The 24,184-nt window shown below is 41.8% G+C and carries 23 protein-coding genes; 11 read left to right on the top strand and 12 right to left on the bottom strand.

Annotated elements, in window-relative coordinates:
• Positions 1-93: 93 nt before the first annotated feature.
• The 9 genes from JC525_RS01480 (at position 94) to JC525_RS01440 (ending at position 10,191) form a co-directional block, all read left to right on the top strand.
• A complete protein-coding gene (locus tag JC525_RS01480; RefSeq protein ID WP_198813702.1) occupies positions 94-1,572 on the top strand; it encodes a glycosyltransferase family 2 protein in 1,479 nt (492 codons plus the stop codon).
• An 8-nt stretch (positions 1,573-1,580) separates the two neighbouring features.
• Positions 1,581-2,867: a glycosyltransferase family A protein gene (locus tag JC525_RS01475; RefSeq protein WP_198813700.1), complete on the top strand. Its 1,287-nt coding sequence runs from the start codon at positions 1,581-1,583 to the stop codon at positions 2,865-2,867.
• Complete coding sequence (locus tag JC525_RS01470) at positions 2,867-4,810, top strand: nucleoside-diphosphate sugar epimerase/dehydratase (RefSeq protein WP_198813698.1); 1,944 nt, start codon at positions 2,867-2,869, stop codon at positions 4,808-4,810. Before JC525_RS01475 ends, JC525_RS01470 begins: the two co-directional genes overlap by 1 nt.
• 98 nt (positions 4,811-4,908) lie before the next feature.
• Positions 4,909-5,676 carry a glucose-1-phosphate cytidylyltransferase gene (gene rfbF, locus JC525_RS01465; protein WP_198813696.1) on the top strand — a complete coding sequence of 256 codons (768 nt, stop codon included), beginning with the start codon at positions 4,909-4,911 and terminating at the stop codon, positions 5,674-5,676.
• Positions 5,661-6,752, top strand: a complete 1,092-nt coding sequence (gene rfbG, locus JC525_RS01460; protein WP_233094806.1) for a CDP-glucose 4,6-dehydratase — start codon at positions 5,661-5,663, stop codon at positions 6,750-6,752. Before rfbF ends, rfbG begins: the two co-directional genes overlap by 16 nt.
• Entirely contained in the window at positions 6,743-7,300 is a 558-nt protein-coding gene (locus tag JC525_RS01455; RefSeq protein WP_198813685.1) for a dTDP-4-dehydrorhamnose 3,5-epimerase family protein, read from the top strand. Before rfbG ends, JC525_RS01455 begins: the two co-directional genes overlap by 10 nt.
• A complete protein-coding gene (locus JC525_RS01450) occupies positions 7,297-8,520 on the top strand; it encodes a methyltransferase domain-containing protein (protein WP_198813683.1) in 1,224 nt (407 codons plus the stop codon). The genes JC525_RS01455 and JC525_RS01450 overlap by 4 nt, the downstream gene beginning before the upstream one ends.
• Complete coding sequence (locus tag JC525_RS01445) at positions 8,517-9,422, top strand: NAD-dependent epimerase/dehydratase family protein (protein ID WP_198813681.1); 906 nt, start codon at positions 8,517-8,519, stop codon at positions 9,420-9,422. The genes JC525_RS01450 and JC525_RS01445 overlap by 4 nt, the downstream gene beginning before the upstream one ends.
• Before the next feature lies 1 nt (position 9,423).
• A complete protein-coding gene (locus JC525_RS01440) occupies positions 9,424-10,191 on the top strand; it encodes a cephalosporin hydroxylase family protein (RefSeq protein WP_198813679.1) in 768 nt (255 codons plus the stop codon).
• Positions 10,192-10,325: 134 nt separating this feature from the next.
• Here JC525_RS01440 and JC525_RS01435 read toward each other — a convergent pair whose 3' ends face one another.
• Genes JC525_RS01435 through JC525_RS01410 form a run of 6 tightly spaced genes read right to left on the bottom strand, consistent with a single transcriptional unit; the run spans position 10,326 to position 15,808 of the window.
• A complete protein-coding gene (locus JC525_RS01435; RefSeq protein ID WP_198813670.1) occupies positions 10,326-11,090 on the bottom strand; it encodes a phosphocholine cytidylyltransferase family protein in 765 nt (254 codons plus the stop codon).
• The gene (locus tag JC525_RS01430) at positions 11,087-11,686 is read right to left on the bottom strand and encodes a gamma-glutamyl-gamma-aminobutyrate hydrolase family protein (RefSeq protein WP_198813668.1); all 600 of its coding nucleotides are present in this window, start codon (positions 11,684-11,686) and stop codon (positions 11,087-11,089) included. The genes JC525_RS01435 and JC525_RS01430 overlap by 4 nt, the downstream gene beginning before the upstream one ends.
• Positions 11,683-14,040, bottom strand: coding sequence for a PEP/pyruvate-binding domain-containing protein (locus tag JC525_RS01425; RefSeq protein WP_198813659.1), 2,358 nt, complete (start codon positions 14,038-14,040; stop codon positions 11,683-11,685). The genes JC525_RS01430 and JC525_RS01425 overlap by 4 nt, the downstream gene beginning before the upstream one ends.
• Positions 14,037-14,576: an adenylyl-sulfate kinase gene (locus JC525_RS01420; protein WP_198813657.1), complete on the bottom strand. Its 540-nt coding sequence runs from the start codon at positions 14,574-14,576 to the stop codon at positions 14,037-14,039. Before JC525_RS01420 ends, JC525_RS01425 begins: the two co-directional genes overlap by 4 nt.
• The gene (locus tag JC525_RS01415) at positions 14,569-15,336 is read right to left on the bottom strand and encodes a hypothetical protein (RefSeq protein ID WP_198813656.1); all 768 of its coding nucleotides are present in this window, start codon (positions 15,334-15,336) and stop codon (positions 14,569-14,571) included. Before JC525_RS01415 ends, JC525_RS01420 begins: the two co-directional genes overlap by 8 nt.
• Positions 15,326-15,808 (bottom strand): hypothetical protein, encoded by a 483-nt coding sequence (locus JC525_RS01410; protein WP_198813654.1) that lies wholly within the window; start codon positions 15,806-15,808, stop codon positions 15,326-15,328. The genes JC525_RS01415 and JC525_RS01410 overlap by 11 nt, the downstream gene beginning before the upstream one ends.
• A 310-nt stretch (positions 15,809-16,118) precedes the next feature.
• On the opposite strand from JC525_RS01410, the gene JC525_RS01405 reads away from it, so the two are divergent.
• Together JC525_RS01405 and JC525_RS01400 are read left to right on the top strand one after the other, a co-directional pair.
• Positions 16,119-17,204 (top strand): glycosyltransferase family 8 protein, encoded by a 1,086-nt coding sequence (locus JC525_RS01405; RefSeq protein WP_198813653.1) that lies wholly within the window; start codon positions 16,119-16,121, stop codon positions 17,202-17,204.
• Positions 17,205-17,212: 8 nt separating this feature from the next.
• Entirely contained in the window at positions 17,213-18,157 is a 945-nt protein-coding gene (locus tag JC525_RS01400) for a class I SAM-dependent methyltransferase (protein WP_198813651.1), read from the top strand.
• A gap of 68 nt (positions 18,158-18,225) precedes the next feature.
• Here JC525_RS01400 and pseC read toward each other — a convergent pair whose 3' ends face one another.
• The 6 genes from pseC to pseI form a co-directional block, all read right to left on the bottom strand.
• Positions 18,226-19,386 carry a UDP-4-amino-4,6-dideoxy-N-acetyl-beta-L-altrosamine transaminase gene (gene pseC, locus JC525_RS01395; RefSeq protein ID WP_198813649.1) on the bottom strand — a complete coding sequence of 387 codons (1,161 nt, stop codon included), beginning with the start codon at positions 19,384-19,386 and terminating at the stop codon, positions 18,226-18,228.
• On the bottom strand, positions 19,386-20,384 hold the full coding sequence (gene pseB, locus JC525_RS01390) for a UDP-N-acetylglucosamine 4,6-dehydratase (inverting) (protein ID WP_198813640.1): 999 nt from the start codon (positions 20,382-20,384) through the stop codon (positions 19,386-19,388). Before pseB ends, pseC begins: the two co-directional genes overlap by 1 nt.
• Positions 20,385-20,593: 209 nt before the next feature.
• On the bottom strand, positions 20,594-21,250 hold the full coding sequence (locus tag JC525_RS01385) for an HAD family hydrolase (RefSeq protein ID WP_198813626.1): 657 nt from the start codon (positions 21,248-21,250) through the stop codon (positions 20,594-20,596).
• Positions 21,247-22,197 carry an ATP-grasp domain-containing protein gene (locus JC525_RS01380; protein ID WP_198813624.1) on the bottom strand — a complete coding sequence of 317 codons (951 nt, stop codon included), beginning with the start codon at positions 22,195-22,197 and terminating at the stop codon, positions 21,247-21,249. The genes JC525_RS01385 and JC525_RS01380 overlap by 4 nt, the downstream gene beginning before the upstream one ends.
• Positions 22,198-22,224: 27 nt before the next feature.
• Positions 22,225-23,133, bottom strand: a complete 909-nt coding sequence (locus JC525_RS01375; RefSeq protein WP_198813621.1) for a LicD family protein — start codon at positions 23,131-23,133, stop codon at positions 22,225-22,227.
• Position 23,134: 1 nt separating this feature from the next.
• The gene (gene pseI / locus JC525_RS01370; protein ID WP_198813612.1) at positions 23,135-24,184 is read right to left on the bottom strand and encodes a pseudaminic acid synthase; all 1,050 of its coding nucleotides are present in this window, start codon (positions 24,182-24,184) and stop codon (positions 23,135-23,137) included.

Raw genomic sequence — 24,184 nt, 5'->3', positions numbered from 1 at the left:
CTGATGAACAAAAGCATTCTTATAGTTGGATGGAAACAGGAGCTTGAACAGGTTGAGTCTTTGGTGAGCTCATTAGAGAACGCGCAAGTCATTTTGTTTGATGATGAAGGACTGGTTTGGGCACCCTCTAAAAAAGTTGATAATATCGAGTTCTTAGTTATAGAACAGGGCCAGTTCACTCACAGGGATAGTAGCCTCAAGGCACCTTCTGAGATAGCGTTATGGCTCTATAAGAATCCATCTTTCGATACAATATATTTCTCTCGTTACGCTGGACTTGGGTACTTTGCTAATGTTTTGCATCAAACCGTTGAACGCTGTATGTACTGGAATATTCGCTGGTTTGGTTGTCATTCAGTTCAGCAGGATTATGCTAACGCAAAACGGTTTATCGACAAAAATGGTTTGCTGCTAAGTTATCTTGAAAAGCATCAAGAAAGAAAAAGAACGCAGCTGAAAAATGAACGTTCGCAAATAAATATAGATGATGTTTCGGTTATCATCCCCTTCCATAATCGCATAGATTATTTACCTTTAACTCTTTTGTCTGTAGCGCAGCAAGGTACCGGACTTGAAGTTGTTATTGTGAATGATGCGAGTAGCCAACTAGAAAGGGAACAGTTAGCAGATTTGGTGAAAGACCCGCGATTTTCTAATCTACATATTAAAATCATTGATAGTAAAACTCCCCTTGGTGCCTCCAACGCAAGAAATAAAGGCGCTGCAAATACAAACCGCGACTATATATTTTTTCTTGATGATGATGACATTCTCGCACCAGACGCACTTCGCCTCTGCTGCGACACGCTATCAAGAGAAAATGCTGATGTTGTTACCGTTGCTTTTTGTTTTTTTGATGGCGACGGTATCCCTGATTTCGCAAACGAAAAAGGCATGCTAATTCAATTCCATGATGCCAAAGACTGGTCATCAGCGTTGTTATACAACTGTGTAGGAGGCATTAGCGCACTGTACCGCAAAGTTGCTTTTGAACAAGCCAAGGGTTTTCAGTGTGGAGAGTTTGCAGGAGAGGAGGATTGGCAACTCATCTTGAAGCTTTCATTTACAGGCAAAAATATCGTCAACATACCCTTACCGCTTTTATGGTATCGAAATACACCATTTAGCTTAAGTAAAAAGATGTTGCGGTATGAGAGTCGACAGCAGCTATTTGCCTTATATGAAAGTGTTCTCCCCGAACCTTTAGTGGCTCTCTCTGAGTTTGTAACGTCAACGCAGCATATGCAGAAATCTTCGTCTGATGAAATCGCAATGCTGGGGTGGGAGTTATATCCTTATCGAGAAAATCCTGTTTACATCTACGGTGGCGGGGAATTGGGACGCAACGTTTTAAAGTTTTTAAAAAAGCTTGAGCCATCAATAAGTGTCGAATTGGTAATAGATAGAAATGCGTTATTTATCAAGGAGATAATGGGGTGTGAAGTGGTCACCCTAGATAAGTGTCTTTTTAAAGACAATGCAGTGGTAGTCATTGCCTCATTGAGTTTTGTTGATGAAATTGCAGCACAACTACCCTCCTCTGTGAGTCATGTTATCAAGTTGAAAAAGTAGGAAAGATTATGAATGACAGGCCTTTTCTGAGCTATGTATTACCCACTAGAGATAGGCCTCAGCTGCTTAAAAAGTGCCTTGAATATCTATATGCGCAGCAAACTGATAATTATGAAGTCATTGTCTCTGATAATAGCATTAGTAAGCCCTGTAAAGACGTTGTTGCTCCATTTCTCAAAGATAAAAAATTTAAATATTTTAGACCGACTGAACCTTTATCAATGCCTGATAATTGGGATTTTGCGATTGAAAAAGCACAAGGTCAGTACATCACTGTTATCAATGAAAAATTTCTTTTTCATCCACGAGCAACTGGGGTTTTGCAGGAATTAGCTCATGAATTCTATACCCCTGATATTTTATCTTGGCAGTATGAACATTTTGCGATGTCAGATGGTGAAGGTCAGCGGGGCACCTATCATCCTCTGATAAAACCAGTGATGCCATCAGTTTATAGTGCACTTGAAGAGTTAAAGCGACGATTTGACTTTATCGAGCCTTTGTTTGGTCGTTCCACACAGGAAAAAATTAGTTTTGGTAAACTTTATTCTGGTGCAGTTAACCGAAAAATTGTGAGCAAAATAAAGCGACACTACGGACGCATATTTGTGCCAATGAGTCCTGATTTCACTTCTATGGTTTGTGCGCTAAATTTTAGCAACAAATGCGTAGATGTTGGGCGTAGTCTTATGATGGTAGTCTCGGGAGAAAATATTTCAAATGGTGAGAGAACTAAAGTCTCTCTTCCTGCGGCAAAGCGATTTCTAGAAGAAACAACGCCTGACTTCTTGCAGTACATATCGCAGCTTGTCGTACCCGGCTTCTGGCTTGGACATAACATATTTATTGCATCAGATTACGCGCGCATTAAAGCAATGTATTCGACAGGCAATTTGAGCAAAGTAAAACTCAACATTCCCGCAGCACTGGGCTGGGCAATAATCGAGTATGATCAAGTTACTGATTGGGGAGATGAAGACCCTGCAAATTTTAAAAAGATTTTGGATAACTTTTACGCATTACTTACAGACGAAGAGAAAGTTATAACGGATAGCATTATTGCAGAAAATGAGAAAGTCCGTCAGCCAAGCCCTCGAGAGATTTATCATTCAGGGCTTACAAAAAGCGACATATATATACCTGATATAAGTCCGGAGGAGCTTGCTCGCTATCACTGGGACAAGCAACTTGCCTTGCCACGAAAGCCGGTGGCCACCAGTCCTCAGCATCTAGATGATGCAATGGACTTCTACATAAGATACACCAATCTTTCATTAGAACTACTTGGATTATGATGTCGGATAAAACGCATGCTGCCGATCATCACCACTTAATTGATGAAATCGTAGCAGGACTTCTAACAAAGATTGGTTCGAAAAAGTCAGCGGATGATAAAACCGCACCTTCAGATTTGCTCTGCTATTACAAGCAACACTTATATCGCTGTAAAAATAAGACTAAATGCGGCTTTTGGGTTCAGCGCAATGCTGCAATGAATCACATGTTTGAATTATTCTGTTCGCTTAAAGAGTATGCACAAATTGAAGTTCTTGCGATTATGGATATTGAAGAGGCTAAAACAAATCCACAATGGCTCATAGAGAGTAACTGGCTTGATGTTCCGTTTCTATTGTGCCGCGAGAAAGATTTTCAACAGCTAGATGGACTAGATATTGTTTTTATACAAGAGTCGAATTTCGAACTTAGCTTTAATTGGCCTACAAATGTTAAGCGAATCGGGTGTCAGCACGGTATTGATGTGAAGTTGTCAAAAACGCTAAACGAATACGGTGGATGTCTTGAGTTTGATTACATTCTGGCAGCCCAGCCTGTCACGTGTGTTAACAAGCAAGCGTTCTCAGGTTACTTTCCAAGAGCGCTGCGACAGGCAAGCAGTGATGCTTTAACAATCATTCCTTTTGGCTCAATAAAGTTCGATAAGTTTTATCAGGTTTACAGGCAGTGCAGCAAAAAAAACACGGCGATTATTTACCATCTCTCCAACCTTGCTTTAGAGGCGACTTGGGTCGTTGATCAAATAGCATCGACCGTCACTTTTCTGTTATCTCATTTTCCAGAGCACGAGATTATTTTCAGACCTTTTCCAGAAGATTTTTCTCATCCAAAAATTGCGTCTATCGTTCTACGTTTCCGTGACAATCCGCGTTTTACCTTCAGCCAATCGCCTTCTTATATTGGCGACTACAGTAGAGGTGTGGCAATGGTCTGCCACAGGCAATATGAATCACACCTCTACCCTCTTGTTACCGGAAATCCTATGTTGGTTTTCAAACCCGACGGCGGAAAGTCTGCTAAAGAAAAGGCTATTTTTAGCTTAGGTGAATTGAAGGAAAGACTGAGTGCAATAATTAAGGGGGCTAAGGATGAAGCTACGACGCAATATCAAAATTCCGTCATCTGTAATCCAGGTAACTCAGTAGGTTACCTGGTTGACAACCTTCACTATATCCTGAAGGGCATTGCGTTACCTGAATGGCAGGAATATACGCTGGACCTTATAGAGTCCGTCGACAAGTGTCTAGAGCAGTATCAAAGGTCGTATCAGCCATTTAATAAGCTTGCGCTCGCTGCCTTAAAAAAATACCCCGAAAAAATAGACTACGCATTTATAGCCGCTGACTCTCTATCAAGGAGAACAGAGAAAGAATTTGATGTAAACCCTGGTTTGGCGCTTTTATATTTGCGTAAGGCACTCAACGTTGTTTTAAGTATTGCAGAGCTTAACGATGCCAATAGCGAAAAACTAGCTAGTTGGATGACTCGACAGGGCACTTATATTTTGGGAATGATCGAGCAGTTGTGTAGCTGTCTAGAAACGCCGCTACTAGAAACTGAAAAAGCGCTTATTCAACAGTTCGGAAAAAATGCGACCCGGACGATTCCTTCACAGTACGCTCAAAAACTCTCGGTGAGATCTTGTCATAATGGGCAACAGCTTTGTACTTCCTCAAATGCCATATTGTATGGTTCTGGTGAGCTAGCGCGTCAATTTATAGTGCAGCAAAGAGTAGATGGAACATATGACATTGTGGGCGTTGTCGACTCTTCACCTTCACGACATGGGTGTAAGTTCGAAGAGTACATTATTAGTCAACCAAATGAGCTACTTCAATTAGATGTTCCTATTATTATTTGTTCATTGGCTTTTGCTGAAGAAATCTATTTAAGCTTATGCCAATTAGGTATCTCGACAGAGCGAATGTATAAAATTTTTTAGCGTATGAGAGTCAATATAGGCCTGATGCTTGCTTTATTTTTGTATATACTTCAGTGTCATAGAAATGACAAATTACCAAAATACACAAAGGCTTAATTATGAAAGCAGTAATCTTGGCAGGTGGTTTAGGTACTCGAATTAGTGAAGAGTCACACCTACGCCCGAAGCCCATGATAGAAATTGGTGGAAAGCCAATACTGTGGCACATAATGAAAATATACTCTCATTATGGAATTAATGACTTTGTTATTTGTCTTGGCTACAAAGGTTACGTCATTAAAGAGTATTTCGCTAACTATTTCCTTCACTCTTCTGATGTCACTTTCGATATGCGTTCGAACAATATGGAAGTACATGAAAAGCACGCAGAACCTTGGCGTGTCACTTTAGTGGATACGGGGGAGTCGAGCATGACCGGCGGTCGATTGCTTCGCGTACGAGAATATCTTGATGATGAGACTTTCTGTTTTACCTACGGTGACGGTGTAGCGGATATAAACATAGCTCAAGCAATCAGTGCACACAGAGCATCGGGGAAAACGGCTACCGTTACGGCAATTCAGCCACCTGGAAGATATGGCGCTCTTGATATTCGAGGTGATGTGGTTAATCGATTCAAAGAAAAACCGGCTGGTGATGGCGCTTGGATAAACGGTGGCTTTTTCGTACTTGAGCCACAAGTATTTAATTACTTAACGTCAGATGAAGACAGCTTCGAAGATAACCCCCTTATGGAATTAGCGACGAACGGACAGTTAAATGCCTATCGGCACCATGGTTTTTGGCAGGCCATGGATACGTTAAGAGATAAAAACCAGTTAGAGTCTATGTGGAAACAGCCTAATCCGCCATGGAAACTGTGGTAAACATCATGTTCAAAAATTGCTTCGCGGGTAAGCGTGTTTTAATTACCGGTGCTACTGGTTTTAAGGGAAGTTGGCTTACGCTATGGCTAGAGGCGTTAGGTGCAAAAGTAACTGGGTATTCTTTGGAGCCCGATACCACGCCTTCTCATTGGGAGTTGCTTGAACTGCAAGCCGACCATGTAAGTGCAGATGTCAGAGACGAAAATAGGTTAAGAAGCGTAATAGAAAGAATATCACCGCATCTCATATTTCATTTAGCGGCACAGCCCCTCGTCAGAGTCTCCTATAGCGAACCAGTGCAGACGTGGGCCACGAATGTAATGGGAACGGTTAACTTACTCAATGCATCACGCGGTTTGAGTAGTTTGTTTGGCATTGTGGTAATTACTACCGATAAAGTTTATGACAATCCAGAAAATGGCGTACCATTTAATGAAAGTGAGCCGTTAGGGGCGAGCGACCCTTACAGCTCATCGAAAGCTGCGTGTGAATTGGTCGTAGAAAGCTTTCGCAAAAGCTTTTTCACAGATAGTTCTCCAATTATTGCCAGCTGTAGAGCGGGTAACGTGATTGGTGGTGGAGATTGGGCCAAAGACCGATTAATTCCTGACATCGTTAAATCAATGATAAACGGCTCTCCCCTTGATATCCGATATCCACATGCGGTAAGGCCTTGGCAACATGTGCTTGACTCACTCTCTGGATATTTGTGTTTGGCACAAAAGATGTTGGAAGATGATAGAAGTGTGCAGGGCGCGTGGAATTTCGGTCCGCGGCTTCAAGATAATTACAGTGTTGAAAATATTTTGACCACCATGAAGTCGTTTTGGCCTGAGCTGACATGGAATATGACTCAAGGTAAACCTTTGCACGAGGCAACATTGCTTAGGTTGAACTGTGAAAAAGCACAATCACAACTGTACTGGCAGCCTGTTTGGGATTTCAGTGATACCGCTCAACATACCGCAAGATGGTATCAAAACTATTATGCTAATGGCCATGTTTCGTCTGAAGAGCAATTGAAGCAATATCAGCAAGATGCGCACAGAAAAGGAGTTGTCTGGGCGTGCGATTAGAGTGCGATGAAAAGCCAATTAACGGCGTAGTAGAGGTTCTAAGCCCACGGCTTGGTGATGAGCGAGGTAGTTTTAGTCGCTGGTTTTGTGCTGAACAACTTTGCCCCCATATTGAAAACCTCTCGTTTCGACAAATAAATCATTCCGAGAACTTTTTAAGAGGAACAGTTAGGGGTCTACATTATCAATTAGGACCACAAAGAGAATACAAGATCGTGCGTTGTATTCGGGGTCGAGTTCTTGATGTCGTGGTTGATTTGCGCAAAACATCAGACACATTCATGCAGCAGATATCAGTGGCACTATGTGCCGCTAAAAACAACGCATTAATTATTCCTCCAGGGTGCGCACATGGTTTTCAAGTCCTTGAGCACGACTCTCAACTCCTTTATCTTCATACTGCTGATTACTTACCTGACTATGAAGGTGGGGTTCATCCAAACGATCCCAAGTTAAACATTCAATGGCCATTGCCGATAACAGAAATATCGGTTAGAGATAAGGGGCTGCCTAAATTGCCTGAACATTTTAAGGGATTGTCATTGTGAAGTGTCGTCACTGTAACCATTCACTATCGCTTTCATTTGTCGACTTAGGCGTAATGCCGCCATCAAATGCGTATCTTAGTTGTGAGTCCGACTTTGAGAAAGAAGCTTCATTCCCATTGAAAGTTTTAGTTTGTGATAAGTGTTGGCTGGTTCAAACAGAAGATTTCACCCGGGCGGATGAACTTTTCACTGATGATTATGCCTATCTGTCTTCCACATCATCTACATGGGTTGAGCATGCAAAACAGTTCGTTGATGAACTCGTGGAAAGTCACGGCCTAAACGCCGAAAGTTTTGTGGTCGAGCTTGCTGCAAACGATGGCTACCTTCTTCAGCATGTTGTAAGAAAAGGCATTCCTTGCTTGGGTATCGAACCTACTTCTGTTGCGGCAGAAATAGCAAAAAGTAAAGGCGTCGATATTCAAGAGTGCTTTTTCGGGTTAGAACAAGCTCATCGTTTGTTGGTGGATTATCCAAAGGCGAATGCCATCATTGGGAACAACGTTCTTGCCCATGTGCCTGATATTAACGATTTTGTCAGTGGTATTGCAGCTATGCTAGCTAAGACTGGGGTAGTGAGTTTGGAGTTTCCACACTTATTAAATCTTATTAAATACAAGCAATTTGACACCATATATCATGAGCACTTTTCTTACCTTTCTCTCACCGCTGTTCGCAATATTTTAGCATCAGTGGGGTTAGAGATTTTCAATGTAGAGAAGTTATCGACGCATGGAGGTAGCTTAAGAGTATGGGCTCAGCATAGTGGCGAAATTCAAAAAGTAAGCCGAAATGTGGCCAACGTTCTTGAAGAAGAACAAAGTTACGGTATGTGTCTTCAAGAGACCTATCAGAATTTTGCGTATTCAGTGGATAAAATTTCACAAGACTTAAAAGCGTTTTTGAAGAAAGCAAAGGCAAGTCATAAAACGATTGTTGCATATGGCGCAGCGGCGAAGGGAAACACATTGCTTAATTACGCGGGCATTGATGTGTCAGATCTTCCGGTAGTTTTTGACGCTGCTGATTCAAAGCAGGGGAAGTTTATGCCAGCTAGTCACATTCCTATTCTCCCGCCTAGTAGACTTGAGCAGTATTCTCCAGATTATGTGTTGATTCTGCCGTGGAATATCGCCCATGAAATTAAAAATGTTGTGAAACCATTAGTGCCGGAAACATGCAAGTTCCTAACAGCAATACCTGAATTGAGCGTTATATGAAAGTATTGGTCACAGGCGCAAGTGGCTTTATTGGGAGAGCGGTTATAAAAACGCTTACTCAACAACGTATTCCGTTCGTCGCTATTGGCCGTTCTTGCCCAGAAACCGTTGCTGAGAAAAACTTTATCTCGGTTGATTTGTCGAGCCAAAATATAGCGAGCTTAACCAAGGTACTAAAAAGCGTAGAGTGCACACATCTGCTGCATTTGGCGTGGTTTGTAAAGCCTAATCACTTCTGGGAAGCGCCAGAGAACATCGACTGGGTGGCTTATTCACTAACGCTTTTCAGGGCTTTTCATGCAGCGGGTGGAGATGTCATTGTAGGTACAGGAAGCTGTGCCGAATATGGAAACTCAAAAGAAATGTTGAGCGAAGTTCATAATGAAGGCACTCCCAACACCTTATATGGAAGTGCAAAGCTTTCACTAAATAATATTGCAGGCGTGTGGGCTAACAAACATGATATTGGCTTTCGATGGGCGAGAATTTTTTTCGCTTATGGTCCAGGTATGCCTAGTGCCAAACTCATACCCTCTTTAATGCGCTGTTTAGAAGGCTCTGAACCTGTATTTTCGGTAAACGCACTAGATAAACGTGATTTCATTTATATTGATGATATAGCACAAGCCATGCTGTGCTTATTGACCACCACTCATAATGGAACGTTTAACGTGTGTAACGAAACAGGGCATTCTGTTGTTGATATTTTAAATATGTTACAAGAGCTTACCGGTTTTGATGCATCTGAAATTAAAGGTATAGCTAATGAAAACACTCTTAATTTGCCGATTGTAGGCCGTAACGGTCTTCTAAAGGAAATAGGTTGGCAACCTCAATACGATCTAGCCTCTGGGCTAAAGCAAATGGTTACTGCACATAAATCACCTGCAGCAGGAATATAAAATGAAAATCACGATCGATACAGATGAAAAGACACTAAGTACGCAAGATGGTGATGCAACCAAAACGTTGCCGCTTTATTCGAAAGAAGCATTTGAGACGCTCTCGAAATATTGGGTAAAAGTAGGGTGGAACCAAAAGTATGTTTATACCTTTAGTTGGTTTGGTCGTCCTGTAATTCAACTTCCAGAAGACATGATACGGATGCAGGAAGTTATTTATCAGCTTCAGCCTGATGTAATTATAGAAACAGGTGTAGCACACGGTGGCTCGTTGGTGTTCTACGCAAGTTTAATGCAGGCTATGGATAAAGGACGTGTAATTGGGATCGATATTGAAATTCGCCCTCATAATAGGGCAGCAATAGAAGCCCATCCTCTGTTTCATCGGATAGAGCTTGTCGAAGGTAGCTCTACCGACGAAAAGATAGTGTCAGACGTTAAGAGCATGGTTAAAGAGAATGAGACAGTCTTGGTCATACTTGACTCTAATCATACCTATCAACACGTATTCGATGAGCTTGAAGCCTATGCCGACCTTGTTCCTGTTGGGTCTTACATTGTTGCGACAGATGGCGTAATGCAGGATTTAAGCGACGTGCCAAGAGGAGAATCAAACTGGGGTACGGATAATCCAACTCGCGCAGCGGCTGACTTCGTGAAAACAGATGGCCGCTTTGAAATTATTCAGCCTGAATGGCCGTTTAATGAAAGTGAGCTTACTGAAAATATAACGCACTGGCCGGGAGCGTGGCTTAAACGTGTTAAGTAGTGTCAATGCCTAAAAGCGGCAGTTCACTCCCTTTTTATTAAACGAAATTAAGGGAGTGCAACAAGACGGTTTTGTCTTTAATCGGTCTTACATTGCCATAGCAGTATCTTCGTTATGTTTAAGCACAATAGCGATCAATCGCCAGATTTGATGCTATCTAACAACGCTTTTACTTTTTTTGATGATTCGTAGCAGGCCTTATCTTCAACACTGTCTACTTCCAACCAACCACCGCTATGAAGAGATGCGGTAACATTATGGCCATTATCTATTAACGACTGAATAAAGTCAGTCATATACAAATTTTGAGACTTTGATGCTGGCATTCGGTCAAATGTATTAAGCCATTCATTTTGAAATGCTGCAGATACCTTTAACAAACCTATATATTGGGCTTGCGCATCTTCTTCAGTTTTAATGCTTTGACCTAAAGAAACAATTCTATGACTACCTTTCTCCATGACAAAGGACTCAGCATCACAGAAGGGGTCTTCCATCCTAAGCTGCCATAAGGAAAGCCAATCTAAGTCTGCCGAAACAACCAGTGAGCCTTGTGTATCTAAAATTCGAGTAAGGATATCTTGGTTATATACGATGTCGCCGTAACAAATTAATAGGTCTTCTTTGCCGTCAAAGAGTAAACGTGCACGCATTAATGAATAAACCATATTACTGTTTGCGTACTGTTCGTTGTAAAAGCAAGGTAATTGATATTGCTCAAATGCATCGGGAAGATAACCTGTCACTAAGCTAATATTATTGATGCCCCGCTTTCTTAATGAAGAAAGCTGATAATCAAGCAAAGGAGTTCCGTTTACAGGAACCAGTGCTTTTGGAAGTGCGTTTGTGTACGGGCGAAGGCGACTGCCGAGCCCAGCTACCAGAATGACTGCTTTCATTGGCTAAAAAACTCTTTTATAAATTTGATGTCGTGCTCACAGAATTCCTCTTCTCTTTCTGGGTGCCACATAATGCCGACGACAGGGGCGTTCGGATGTGATATCGCTTTGATCACCCCATCTTGAGATTGTGCTTCTATGCTAAATAAAGTGTTGTTATTACGTGTACCCAGCTCGTGATAACTATTCACGGTGCGTAAAATGCCTTTGTGCTCTATTTGGTGCTTTTGAGCAATATGTCCGGTTACTGGCGTTAGTGCTTGTCCGTATTTATCTTGAATAACTTGCATACCACGACACACACCTAACACAGGTTTTTGCTCTGTAATGAATATGTCCAAGAGGCGCTTTTCAGTAGCATCTCTCAGCGGTGCGTCCCCTCCATATGTTACCAATGAGTTGCCGCCAGTGAGGAGCAGCCCTGATGGTGATATTGTCTTATAAAGTGCTTCTGCTGCTTGAACATTATTGGGAATCAGAATTGGGAGCAGTCCGCATTGCATTAGCAACAATACCCACTTCTGATCTAGGCTGTCTCGCGTTTCATTTCTATCGTGTAGTATGTCTACACGCTGAGTAACAAAAATTATGTTCATGAAACGATATGCACCTTTTGACATTGACAGTCAATTTTTAGCATTTCTGCATTTTTCCACTTTTTAAACCACCACTCTCCAGCACCTATAACCGCAGGCACATTGAGTTCTTGTGCTCGAATAGCCATATGTGAATTTAATCCGCCAAACTGTGTAACTAAGCCTGCTATGTCATAAGAAAACAACCAGTCGAATCCAGGGTCAGCAGCCTCAATAAAAACAATTTTTCCCGCTACGGAATTTGGATCGACATTGGTACATACTGGAGCCGTGATGCAGCCAGAGGTAACGAAGTTGGGTTCTTCGGCAAGCACTTGATAAAACTGGGCGTCAGAGGGGCGTCGAATTAGCGCCGGCAATTTTATCTTCTGGCACATCTCATAATACTCCTTGCCGAGAGTAATTGTGCTAGCTAATGTTGCCGTAGCGCTGTGACTCGTTGACTGTAATCGCAAAATTTCTTTGATGTCCGCGAATGCTAAGTCGTCACGGCTAAAGCCCACCTGACTGCCTAGCTGCTCAATAAGTACCAGTGTTTGACTTAAACTTCGAGAGAAAACAAATTTTCCGTATTCACGCGCTTCAATAGCGTTTTTTATAAAGTTGAACAATGTAACGGCGTCGCAAGAGAGGTTGCTACGCGATAGCGCCTCATTAATGCTATTTAGCTGTTCTAATGACAATGCGAACTTATTTAATTTGTCACTGAAACCTTCTGTTGTCGAAAAATAACTGCCAGGCTCTTCGTCATAACGTTTAGAGGTAATGTCATATGTTCCAGGTCGTAAATGCCCGTATTTTTTAATGAGTAAGTCACGCTGCATTGTTTTGCTATCATCGAGCAATGCAGAACTAACGGTTTTTACGCTGTGTAAGAAGCTATCGTAATCGCATTGGGTTATTAATTTGCTTTCGCACATTGACTTTAGGAGCTGAATGGCAATAAAACCGGCTCTAGCAAGTCCCGCAAATGGAAGCGTGCCATAGTTTTTACAGTCTTCAATTAACCAATATATTTTGTCTATTTTATTCAAGTCAGACTGCATTATTTGAGCCTGCCTTTTTTCAAGTTCATCTATTTTCTTAATATCTTGATGAAAAACGCTGTTTTTATCGGTAATTACATTATCGGTAAGCGTAACTAACGCTCTTTGTATTTCATCGCACTCACATTCACTAAATCCACACTTTTTAAGTTCTTCAAGCTGGCTTTCTAGTCCGAAATTGAAACAGGACAAAACAATGCTGAACTCGACTTTGTCGTGGAGGTGCGGTGACGCTTTTAACGTATTAAGGTAATGATTAACGAGCTTTTCAGCTAATGGGTCTGCTAAGGTGTTAGGGATAAATGAGTTAAAACTCGCTCTGATATCAACGAAAGGCGTACCCCCTAACACTAAAAGAAGAGGGTGGTTATACACATTTCTGTAACCATAGTTATACCGCTGTTGCGCCCATACACGGTCTGTAACTAATTCCTTATAAAGAGAGAGGGCGAGTGGTTTAGGTTTTACGCCAATTATTTCTGCGGGGTTCCAATCTGGCATAACACCAAACAGCGTTTGCTCGCCACACAGATAAGGGTGGCGGGTAGACATACGTTTAAGCTTTTTCTCAATACAAGAAAGCTCTAATTCGTATTGTTTTTCATTACTTTTTAACTCTTGGCTCTCTTGCTGTTGCGCTAACAAAAGGGGCCGTACCTGCAATAGAAAAACCTTATTTTTCTTGATGGCAAATTCTATATCCAGAGGGCATGCACCAAACAACGTGTGCAGTTCCTCAAATAGTGCTATGACTTGAACTAACCATTTTTCCTCAGGTTTTGCATCGTGGCGTATGAACCAATTCTGTATAGTTGAGTCTGCGCCTGAGGTAACCGATTGTGTATCACCGGTAGTATCAGCACTAATAGCATAGTATTTTCCATTACTATTTGGTTCTCTATTAAAGGCAACACCAACAAAGTCAGGTTTATCGAGCATGGGTTGAATAAATACTTGGTCATTCTCTTGTGCATCGCCGTACGAGGCGAACACTTCTTTTATTGCGTGACTCAAAGCTTCAGTGGTGTTCTTTACATTAAGTAATGAAGTGTATTTACCAGCTTGACTACCATCGTCGGTGTCTTCACGCAAACAGCTCGAGCGAACAATTAGCTCTGCACCTAATTGCTTAGCCTTTTCAATAGGTTTATCACTATCGCGTTTCCATTCTGCAAACGTAAAAAAAGTAAGTGGAAGTACTGATGCGCTTTTTAGCCTGCCATATAGACTATTGAGCACTTCTGCCTTAGATAAAGCTAACGAAAGCTCACTTCGTGAAAGCGTAACTACATTGTCTGAGTAATTCATAAGCATTGCTCGCCGAAAGCCTCAAATATTTGTCTTGCTACATTATCTGCAGTAGTAATGTCGCCATCATTAACAATTGCGAGATCAGGAGACGTGGGAAGTTCGACGTTCAAATCCAACCCTGGCATTTCTGCGTTTTTTCCTTGATTGTGTGACGCATAAAGCTGTTTTGGGTCGCGCTTTTGCCTCACATCATGGCTTGTTTTTAAATACACCTCGAAATATCCCGCATTATTCAGTCTATTCCACTGCCTTACTTCTTCGAACATACTAATAGTTGGCACAATAACCAGGTGACCTTGAGAAGCGAAAAGCGATGCAAGACGCGCATAGATGTAAGAACCGCGCAGTCTGCTAGCTTCGTCAAAATGCCAATGTGGATCTTGAATGGCGGCTCTAACTTGATCGCCATCAAGGACCACAGGTATAACGTTTTGCGCTTTGAATAATTCAATAAGCTTTTCTGCTATGGTCGACTTTCCTGCGCCGGAAAGACCTGTCAGCCAAATTATGTGGCCTGCTGTTGTATTACTCATTTATGAACAATCCTTTTGGGCTAAGAGGGTCGAAGCGATTGATCACTTTGTTTATCGTCATCATTCTTAACAGTGGATGCATGACATAACAAGCTCGAGGACTAGGTGCTTTGCTTTTATTCTTACTGCTGTTTTTTTGAATACCGGATATATTGGGCCAAGATTGCCAAACACGCTTTAGTGTTTGTGCTCTGACCCACGGGTCGATGACATAATCCATATAAGTTGCGTTGAGGATCTCATTTGGTAAGTTGATATGAAAATGCTGGCAAACAATAGGCTCACCAGCGTCAATTTCTTCGGTTAAAAAAAATGCTGTTGCTGCTAACGTATTGTCGCATAACAGTGAGTAATAGAAGCAAGTGCTCCCTCGAACTTCGGGTAGTTGACCTGGATGTATATGTAAAAAGCGGATTCCTGCTTTAAAAAAGTGGGGTTTTACGATACCGCCGCCGCTAAAAATCCACGTTTTTATTCCTGTTTCTCTTATGATCGCTAAAACGTCATCGTCATTGATATCACTGGTGTTGACTGAGTATAACGGAATACTTGCTTGCTTCGACAATGTCTCTTCATAATTTTTCATCGAAATGTAAGACTGAGAAATACCTTTTAATGTCGTTAACGATTTATTCAGGTGTGGGTTACTCAGTTTCAAAATACATGATGGAAATTTCTTTAGTTCAGAAAATACGTCCATGTAAGCTAGGGCTCTAGCTCCAGGCATTGAAATGAACCCAATGTCAGTATTACTGCTCATCAGATAATGCCTCTAGAATATTCAACAAGTCGCCAAGCACTTTTCTCAGTGGCGCTTTATTTGTGATGTGTACAATAGGATAAGAGAGTAAGTAATCAGCAAGTCTTACTGCGCTATTGAGCGAATTTAAATCTTGGTTTTTCTCGTATTCACTGTTCAGCACTTCAAGTAGAAAGGTACCGACGACAATAGTTTGGTCTGCAGCTAGGTTGCCCATAAGCGGCTCTCCTTTTACTGCTAAGTCGCCACGAAGTACAAAACGCTTTTCTAGTCTTCGGGTAGCTTGTTCACCCAGGAGCCAATGGATTTGTTGAGCACTCAAGTGTTGTTCCAGTACGTTTCTTATGGAACAGTTATCACCTTCAATTTTCTGCATCACGCCTTTTATTTTAGCTTGATATGCAACCAATGAGTGCTCGTTTGAGACCGAAGGTATGTCTTGCTCGTGTCTATTTGAAGTTTGAAGTGTCATATTACTCGTATATAGCGCATATTGAGCGCTTTTTACCAATGTTCTAATTTCTTTATCGGCAAATCTATATTAACCCTTAACGAAATGGTTTCTATAGTTATGTCTCAATGAGCCGATACAAATATATGCGATAAGAGTTTATGTGTTTAATATATGCTAATGAAGAGAGTACTGCACTTTTGTGCACCGCTTACCGCTGTTTCTTTGTTTTTTCATAAAAACAAATGTTTATACTTACAAGTAGTTAGACATTTAAATTACAAATTTGATGTACACCTTCTTGTCACTGCTAATTTAGAGGTCATTAAAAATGATAAACGTCGCTTTTTGTATCGATGACAATTTTGCGCCTTTTTTAGCGGTGAGCCTTGCCAGTCTCATAACAAATACCGACTCATGCATATCGCTTAATGTTGTTGGCAATTTATCCTCACAGGTCAAACAACGTCTAAGAATGCTAGAAACTGAGAAGGTGACGATTAATTTTATTGCTTACGAGGCAAGCATAACGCAGGGTAAACTTAGTGAACGTTACCAAGGGCGCTTAAATGGTATTACTTTCATTCGTTATGCACTTGCTGAAATATTGCCAAAGCTGGACAGGGTCATATATCTCGATGCTGATATTCTCGTTACAGGTGACATAAAATCTCTTTGGGATGAGTCGCTTGACGGCAAAACGGTTGGTGTTGTTGAGGATCATTCTTTAATGTCTCAAAACAGGCCTGAAAAGATAGCGCTTTCCTCAAAAACTTATTTCAATGCTGGCGTAATGCTTATTGATCTAGCTAGGTGGCGAGAAAACGATACGTTTCAACATCTGAGCCGTGTACATAGTTCAAGAAAGCAATGGGAATACAATGACCAAGATGTCTTAAATAAGGTGCTTGATGAACAGGCACAGTATTTAGACGCAAAGTTTAACACGCAGACTTATACATTGATGCATTCAGACGTTACATCGCCCATTGTGGTGCATTTTACTGGTCAAGAAAAACCGTGGCATCTTTCTTCAGCACACCCCTACACAGAGCAATATAGAAGATTTTTTGAAAATGTACCTTTTGAGAACAAGACTCTGTCATTGTTTCTTGATAGTGAAGACAATGCCATTCTCGAAAAACTGAAAGAAACGTTTACTACCAGTGCTCAAATTGCCATTTGGGGAGCTGGAGCGCGAGGAAGAAGAATTATTAAAGCGCTAGAACAAAAGCTCCCTCACATTATTATCAAACAAGTTGTTGATACTCACTTAACCGGAAAGTGCTTTTCCTTTTCCATTGTTTCTCCAGAAAAGTTGATGACTGATCAGGTCGAAGCGATAGTGGTTGCTACGCTTCCTCACAAGCAAGACATTACGAACTCACTACGCCATAAAGCGTTAACTGTTATATAGGGATTTATATGTTTTATCTTTTTCCATTCGGTAATGTTCCAAAAAGCGAGGGCGTGATAATTTACGGTGCTGGTGATATTGGTCAGTCGTTTTTAAAGCAATTAGAAGTTACGAGGTTCGTTAGCACCATTTACGTTACTGACAAAAAAATAACGTCAGCAAAGCAAGTGGGAGCAATTTCATTCGTTCCAGAACACGAACTGATTCGTCTGCCAGCGTACCCAATTATTGTAGCGTCTTTAAAATTTGCCGATGAGATAGAGCTTCACTTAAAAAAACTGGGCGTCAACGCAAACAGAGTTGTTAAACTTAATGCTAACCATGTAATGGAAGAGGGGCAATATGAGCCCCATACTTTTGATTGGAACGAGTATTATAAAGATGCAGAAGAGCATAATGAGGTACAGTTTCAGACCTATCTTGAGCCCTTGATGCAAAAATATCATTTCAATTTATCCCAAGTAATGGATTTTGCTTGCGGTAAAGGCCGAATTGCTGACTTGTTAAGCGGTAACTGTGAGTCACTTATTTGTGTAGACACAAGTCAAGAAGCAATCAGCCATTGTGCCTCAAGGTTTGACGAGAAAGAAAATGTGGAATGCCGCATAAGTAAGCCTGAAAAAATCCCGGCAGACAGTGGCAGCGTGAGTTTTATTTACAGCTGGGATGCGATGGTGCATTTCGATTACAAGAGCGTTGATTATATATTAAGTGAGTTTTCCCGCATCCTGTCTATCGGTGGTTACGCTGTGCTACACCATTCAAACGCTAGAGAACATGAAGATTTCAAAGCAGACAAAAATTGGAGAAAAAATCCTCATTGTCGTAGCGAGTTCAACGCAGAAGACATGCGTCATATTTGTAGAAAAAGTGGCTTTATTGTTGAAGAGCAGCAGATTATGGATTGGGGGATAAAAGCGTTAGATTGTATTTCGGTAATAAGGAAATGCTAGTATGTTTGCTGCAATCAATACGGCCCACACAGTCTGACATGAAACAAGACTGAACACCGGATTTTAAATTAGCGCTTTATCTCTTCAGCAAGTATGTTCACAACAAATTCAGCCTGTTCAAATGTTAACTCCGGAAAAAGCGGTAATGTCACCGCTTGCTGATAGTAAGTCTCCGCATTTGGAAAGTCGCCAAGTTTAAAGCCTAAGTTCTTGTAATAGGGCTGCATATGAATAGGAATATAATGCACGTGCGCAAAAATACCTTGTTCACGTAAATTTGTCACAAGGTCGGCATGCTGTTTATCAGTAAACGAATCTATGCGAACCACATAAAGGTGATAGCTGGAATAGCCATCAGCGTTTTGCTTCAACGGTGTTATGGTTTCACATTCGCTAAATAATCTATCGTAGTGTGCTGCTAGTGCGTTTCTTTTATCCAGAAATACTTCAAGTTTATCCAGCTGGCTTAGTCCTAACGCGGCCTCTACATCCGTCATACGATAATTAAAGCCTAACGAAATTTGTTGGTAGTACCAAGGTCCATGACTTTCTTCTGTCATCATTTCTGGATTGTTTGTTATGCCATGGCTGCGCAGCATGCGCATTTTCTCTGCCCATTCACTATTATTTGTGAGGGCCATACCGCCTTCCATAGTGGTAATTATCTTCACTGGGTGAAAGCTAAAAACGCAAATATCAGCATACTGCCCGCTGCCTATGAATGCGCCTTTATATTTAGCACCAATGGCGTGTGATGCATCTTCGATAACATAAAAGCCAAACTGCTTTGCCAATACGTGGAGGCTCTCCATATCGCATGGTTGTCCAGCAAAGTGAACCGGAATAACCACCTTAGGCAGTGTATTGATGTTTTGGGCATGCTCAAGCTTCTGCTTTAACGCTTTCATACACATATTGCCTGTTTGCAGGTCAATATCGACAAAATCAACCGAAGCACCGCAATACAATGCGCAATTAGAAGATGCTACGAATGAATTAGGTGACGTCCAAACAAGGTCATCCTTGCCAACACCTAACGCTAAACAGGCAATATGAAGAGCCGAAGTTGCGCTATTCACGGCAACGCCAAATTCGGCGCCACAGTAATCAGCAAGAGCGGCTTCAAATTTAGGAACTGCAGGCCCTTGTGTTAACCAGCTTGATGTCAAGGTTTCGACAACGGCTTTTACATCTTCTTCATCAAGATGCTGTCGCCCATAAGGAATCACTATTGTGCTTCCTCATTGAACTTCTGTATCTCCTCAATACTCAGGAAATGTTCGTTAGTGTCTGAAACGTACTCGAAACCCGAGTCTACAAGTTTCCCCTGTTCGCTAAGTGCATTGCTAGTAAAGTTATTGCTTCGGTGGAAAAACTTAATAGCTGGGGCAATAACAAAGTGATCATTGAATTCAAATGTATGCAGAGACATGTCGCCAGGGCACATCATTTCATGAAGCTTTTCACCTGGACGAATCCCTACATATTTGATTGGAATATCCGGTGCCATTGCAGTTGCGAGGTCAGTAATTCGAATAGATGGAATTTTAGGTACGAAAATCTCACCACCCAACATGCGCTCAAAGTTTTTAAGAACAAAGTCGACGCCCTGTTGAAGCGTGATCCAGAAACGGGTCATGTCTTTGTGCGTAACAGGGATATGATCGCTGTTTTCCGCTATCAACTTATTGAAAAAGGGTACAACAGAACCACGAGAACCCACAACATTGCCGTACCGAACAACGGAAAAGCGCGACGTACCTGTACCAACAATATTATTGGCTGCAACGAACAATTTATCTGAAGCTAATTTGGTAGCACCGTATAAATTAACCGGGTTGGCGGCTTTGTCTGTAGACAGCGCAATAACTTTTTCAACATTATTATCAATGGCAGCGTTGATTACATTTTCGGCACCATCAATATTAGTACGAATACATTCAGTCGGGTTATATTCAGCGGCGGGAACTTGTTTCATGGCCGCAGCATGTATAACAAAGTCAACACCTTGCATGGCGCGATTAAGACGTTCTCTGTCACGAACATCGCCAATAAAATATCGCATGCAAGGCGCGTGAAATTTTTGCTGCATTTCGAACTGTTTGAGTTCGTCGCGTGAGTAGATTATTAAGCGCTTTGGTTTGTATCTCGCTAACAGAGTCTCAGTGTACTTATGGCCAAATGAACCCGTTCCACCTGTTATGAGAATCGATTTTCCATCGAACATAGCTTGCCCGCTGTTTTTATGGTTATGAACACAATATATCATGTGTCGGCATTTTTGCCATAAAGCTTTAGAATCTATGCGCTTAGGTGAGTGGGATTAGTCCTAAAGGTGTAGTTTTCTTAGTATTTAGGTAGAACGTGTTGTTTATTGGCAGGTAGGTTAAGCACTGATTTTTTTACTAAATATGTTGAGATGCCGCCTAACACGTTTCAAAGCCCGAGGGCAGGGAGTTCATCTAGGTTTTGTATGGTGAACTGTGCATCGAATCCTGGTTTGGCAGGTGCTTTTTTGTGAACACCAGTTAGCACCCGAACAGTCGGCATTCCAAGTTTATTTAAATTAACGAAGTCTTTCGCTGGATTGTCACCAATGTAAACCATTTCGTGCCACTGACACTGTTCTGCTTGTCTGATTTTTTCAAAACAGTAAGTAGAAGGTTTAGCATGTTTCACTCCAAAGCGGTGAGTGACAAATACGCGCTTAAAGTAGTGCGCTATGTTGAGTGCTTCCACTTTCTTACTTTGTACCACTTTATTTCCGTCGGTTACGAGGTAAAGTGGCTTGGGCAAACTTTCTAGCAACGTTAGGTGATTGTCGGGCAAAGTCAAAGTGGGCTGGTGTAAGCGATATGCTGAAACACAGGCACGTACATTTCTCTTATTGACTGCTATACCATGGTGAGCTAGATAATCATTGAAAATTCGACCACGACCATTTCGATCAAGTAGAGTAACTAATTCTTGAAAGCCACGTCGCTTATCAACATTCCAGTTTTTTTCCACAAATGAGGCAACGGCTGCAAGACCAGACTCTACATATTGGCGCTCATCATAAAGGGTATCATCTAGGTCGAAGATATAAATCATAGGTAATAGTCGGTAGCAGCTCTGATCTGCGTAATTTTATGGGATGCGAGGTCCACGGGCAACGAGTCGATATCTTCACCTATACTCTCGCACAAGCTCCAATAAAGACTATCAACACCTGCCTTGATACCTAAAGTTGAAGCGCCTCCAAATCGTGAATTACATTCAATGATGTGAAGCGCTCTATCAATTATGATGCCCTGTAATACAACGGGGCCAGAGAGGGCTAGGTTGGAAAGTGTCTGTGTCACCTGTGCTGTAAAAGGGCAATTCGGTAAAGTATAAGTAATTTGGGATTCACCATTAACAACTAAGTCTCGCACACGGCACACGGCCGCTTTAACCAAATGATCTTTTGTTAGCCAAGCGTCTACGCTAATTTCTTGACCTGCTTTGTATAATTGAAAAATAGGGGAGGATAGACCTTTGGCGTGCTGCACGGCGTCGTTTTCGTTTAGATTAAGACCAACCGCTTTACTACCCGCACCAAAACGTTCTTTGACCACGTAATGCGATGGCTGTGCGTCCTGAATAACCGTTTTCACCTCTTCGATGCTTTCAAATGAAGGGATGATAAAAGGAATACTGCATTGGCCGAATCTTAATTTATCTAAACAAAGCTCAATTGCAGTTTCATCAGAAACAAGTACTTGAATGTTAGCGCTTTTTAAGTCCTTTTTTAGCCTTGCCCAAAAAAGCAGTTCGCCGTCTCTACTTGGGAGAATATGAGTAATTCTTCGATGCTTGAGCTGGGCAATAATCTCATCTGCGTTTTCTTGTGTTGTGGGTGGCATTTGCCAAAATACATCGCAAAAGTGTCGTGTGAGTACTTGGCTACTTAAATCTCCCGCCGTGACTATGCCTTTATTATCGATACGCTTAACTGCGCATTGAAGCGCTTTTAATAGTGGAACTTTATTGCTAGCGCTTGAAAGTAATACGTTCACGTTAATTTGACACCATTGCTCAAACGCTCATTGAGAAAACGTGCGTTTTTGCACGCTTATACTTGTTCTAGGTCCTGACATGGATGCTCTTCTATTTTCGTATTCCGTAATTTGCGTCGTCTTTTTGGGCGTTTGCCAATGTCCATACATAAATGTGAGAAAGCCTTCTGCATCGAATGGAGCAAGAAAAGTTTCACCTAAAAACGCGATTGGTTCATAGCTATCAAAATGTTTAGCAGGAGCAAAAAACAGCCCGCCCGAGGACAAGAGTTCAGATAAACCATTTATCGACTCTCTGCGCTGTATACTTATATCAAAAGGAACTAATTGGGTGTGTGATAAATTACTAAACTCTAGGTTGATGCAACAGTCTATGTTGTTGACCGTGATAATGACGATATTCCATTTTACGTCATAGTTTGTGTTTAATAATTTATAAAGCTCAGGTAGCGATGCCTGCAACCTTTCGTAATTCTCTTTATCGACAGCTAAGTCTATATCGTCATCCCAAGGAATAAGCCCTTTATTTCTTACGGCACCCAACAAAGTCCCAGAATCTAGACACGCTGAAATGTTGTGGGAAACGAAGTGCTGATTTAGCGTACGCATTATGGACTGGGCAAAAGCTAGCGTTTCACTGTCTTCAAAGGGCAGGGCAGCTTTTACCGACTGCTTACTCGGCACAATGATGTTCGACTTATCAATACCCATTTCCTCGGTAAGCTGGGAATAGATTTGATCAACCCACTGACTAGTGATAATTATGTTGTCGACATTGTGAGTATTAATATCTGTTGGTGCAATGATGGGATAACCCATAAAACGAGTTCCGTGCTTCGCACTATCGTTATCCGTAAATGCCACGACTTCTATATCTGGGTGATTGGAAACGTAGTTTTCTCCGGCCTTACTAGCACCGAACAGAATGGCTCTCATCTCAAAGTAGCTCCCAACTCATGGGGGTACCTTTTGGCGCGTCGCTCTTTATTTGCTTTCCAAGCAAAAGGGGAAGGTATTTTGGAGGCAGTCCAAGCCCTGGGCGAACAGAGCGTAAATTCTCCGCATTTAATGTGTCGCCTGCTTTCATATCCTTGGCAATGTATAAAGAGCGTCGGTGCACCAACGAGGCCTTTTCTCGCTCGGTGGCGCCATAACTCACCTTGCCAATTGCTACCGCTGCTCGCGCCGTTTCCTCAACAAGCAGCTTTATTTCATGAGGTTCAAGAGAGAATTCCGCGTCAACCTCTCCGCCGCTTCTGTCTAAAACAAAATGCTTTTCAATTACCGTAGCGCCAAGAGCCACCGCAGCGACCGCTACTCCCACCCCCGGAGTATGATCGGAAAGTCCAACGTGACAGTCGAAAAGTTCGCTCAAATGAGGAATTGTCTTTAAGTTGGCGTCTACAGGGTTTGCTGGGTAATTACTGGTGCACTTAAGCAATATGATGTCATCACACCCATTGGAACGGAGTACTTCAACAGACTCTGCGATTTCTGCTTGGCTAGCCATGCCTGTAGAGACGATAACGGGTTTCCCTGTTTTTGCTACAGCCGCTAGGATAGCGTGGTCAGTATTTTCAAAAGACGCTACTTTGTAACAAGGTGGATTCAATGTTTCTAGGAAGTCGACAGCGGTTAAATCGAAGGGCGTGCTAAATGCCAATAGGCCTTTCTCTCTGGCATAGTCGAATAGCTCTTCGTGCCATTCCCAAGGCGTCATCGCCTCTTTGTAAAGGTTATACAAAGAGTTTCCTTTCCATAGACTATTCGGGTCTTCAATAAAAAACTCGCCTTCGTGACAATCCAAAGTAATCGTGTCTGGCGTGTAGGTTTGCAATTTTATGGCGTGTGCCCCAGCTTCTGCAGCTGCATCAATAAGTAGGTAGGCTTTTTCTAGTGATTGTCCATGATTTCCAGACATTTCTGCGATGATAAAGGGAGCGAGACCCGGACCAATTTGAATATCACCGATTGTGATTGGTTTCAT

It is taken from the genome of Alteromonas sp. IB21 (assembly GCF_016405965.1).
Lineage (GTDB): Bacteria > Pseudomonadota > Gammaproteobacteria > Enterobacterales > Alteromonadaceae > Alteromonas.
The sequence above is the reverse complement of the archived record's forward strand: the minus strand, read 5'-3'. Positions and strand labels throughout refer to the sequence as shown.

Excerpts from the sequence above, each read along its gene's own strand:
- JC525_RS01400 (WP_198813651.1), top strand. The coding sequence starts at position 17,213 with ATGTTTTATCTTTTTCCATTCGGTAATGTTCCAAAAAGCGAGGGCGTG.
- JC525_RS01435 (WP_198813670.1), bottom strand. The coding sequence starts at position 11,090 with ATGAAAGCAGTCATTCTGGTAGCTGGGCTCGGCAGTCGCCTTCGCCCG.
- pseI (WP_198813612.1), bottom strand. The coding sequence starts at position 24,184 with ATGAAACCAATCACAATCGGTGATATTCAAATTGGTCCGGGTCTCGCT.
- JC525_RS01440 (WP_198813679.1), top strand. The coding sequence starts at position 9,424 with ATGAAAATCACGATCGATACAGATGAAAAGACACTAAGTACGCAAGAT.
- pseB (WP_198813640.1), bottom strand. The coding sequence starts at position 20,384 with ATGTTCGATGGAAAATCGATTCTCATAACAGGTGGAACGGGTTCATTT.
- rfbF (WP_198813696.1), top strand. The coding sequence starts at position 4,909 with ATGAAAGCAGTAATCTTGGCAGGTGGTTTAGGTACTCGAATTAGTGAA.
- JC525_RS01385 (WP_198813626.1), bottom strand. The coding sequence starts at position 21,250 with ATGATTTATATCTTCGACCTAGATGATACCCTTTATGATGAGCGCCAA.
- JC525_RS01375 (WP_198813621.1), bottom strand. The coding sequence starts at position 23,133 with ATGAGAGCCATTCTGTTCGGTGCTAGTAAGGCCGGAGAAAACTACGTT.
- JC525_RS01425 (WP_198813659.1), bottom strand. The coding sequence starts at position 14,040 with ATGAATTACTCAGACAATGTAGTTACGCTTTCACGAAGTGAGCTTTCG.
- JC525_RS01415 (WP_198813656.1), bottom strand. The coding sequence starts at position 15,336 with ATGAGCAGTAATACTGACATTGGGTTCATTTCAATGCCTGGAGCTAGA.
- rfbG (WP_233094806.1), top strand. The coding sequence starts at position 5,661 with ATGGAAACTGTGGTAAACATCATGTTCAAAAATTGCTTCGCGGGTAAG.
- JC525_RS01445 (WP_198813681.1), top strand. The coding sequence starts at position 8,517 with ATGAAAGTATTGGTCACAGGCGCAAGTGGCTTTATTGGGAGAGCGGTT.
- JC525_RS01420 (WP_198813657.1), bottom strand. The coding sequence starts at position 14,576 with ATGAGTAATACAACAGCAGGCCACATAATTTGGCTGACAGGTCTTTCC.
- JC525_RS01410 (WP_198813654.1), bottom strand. The coding sequence starts at position 15,808 with ATGACACTTCAAACTTCAAATAGACACGAGCAAGACATACCTTCGGTC.
- JC525_RS01405 (WP_198813653.1), top strand. The coding sequence starts at position 16,119 with ATGATAAACGTCGCTTTTTGTATCGATGACAATTTTGCGCCTTTTTTA.
- JC525_RS01430 (WP_198813668.1), bottom strand. The coding sequence starts at position 11,686 with ATGAACATAATTTTTGTTACTCAGCGTGTAGACATACTACACGATAGA.
- JC525_RS01470 (WP_198813698.1), top strand. The coding sequence starts at position 2,867 with ATGTCGGATAAAACGCATGCTGCCGATCATCACCACTTAATTGATGAA.
- JC525_RS01475 (WP_198813700.1), top strand. The coding sequence starts at position 1,581 with ATGAATGACAGGCCTTTTCTGAGCTATGTATTACCCACTAGAGATAGG.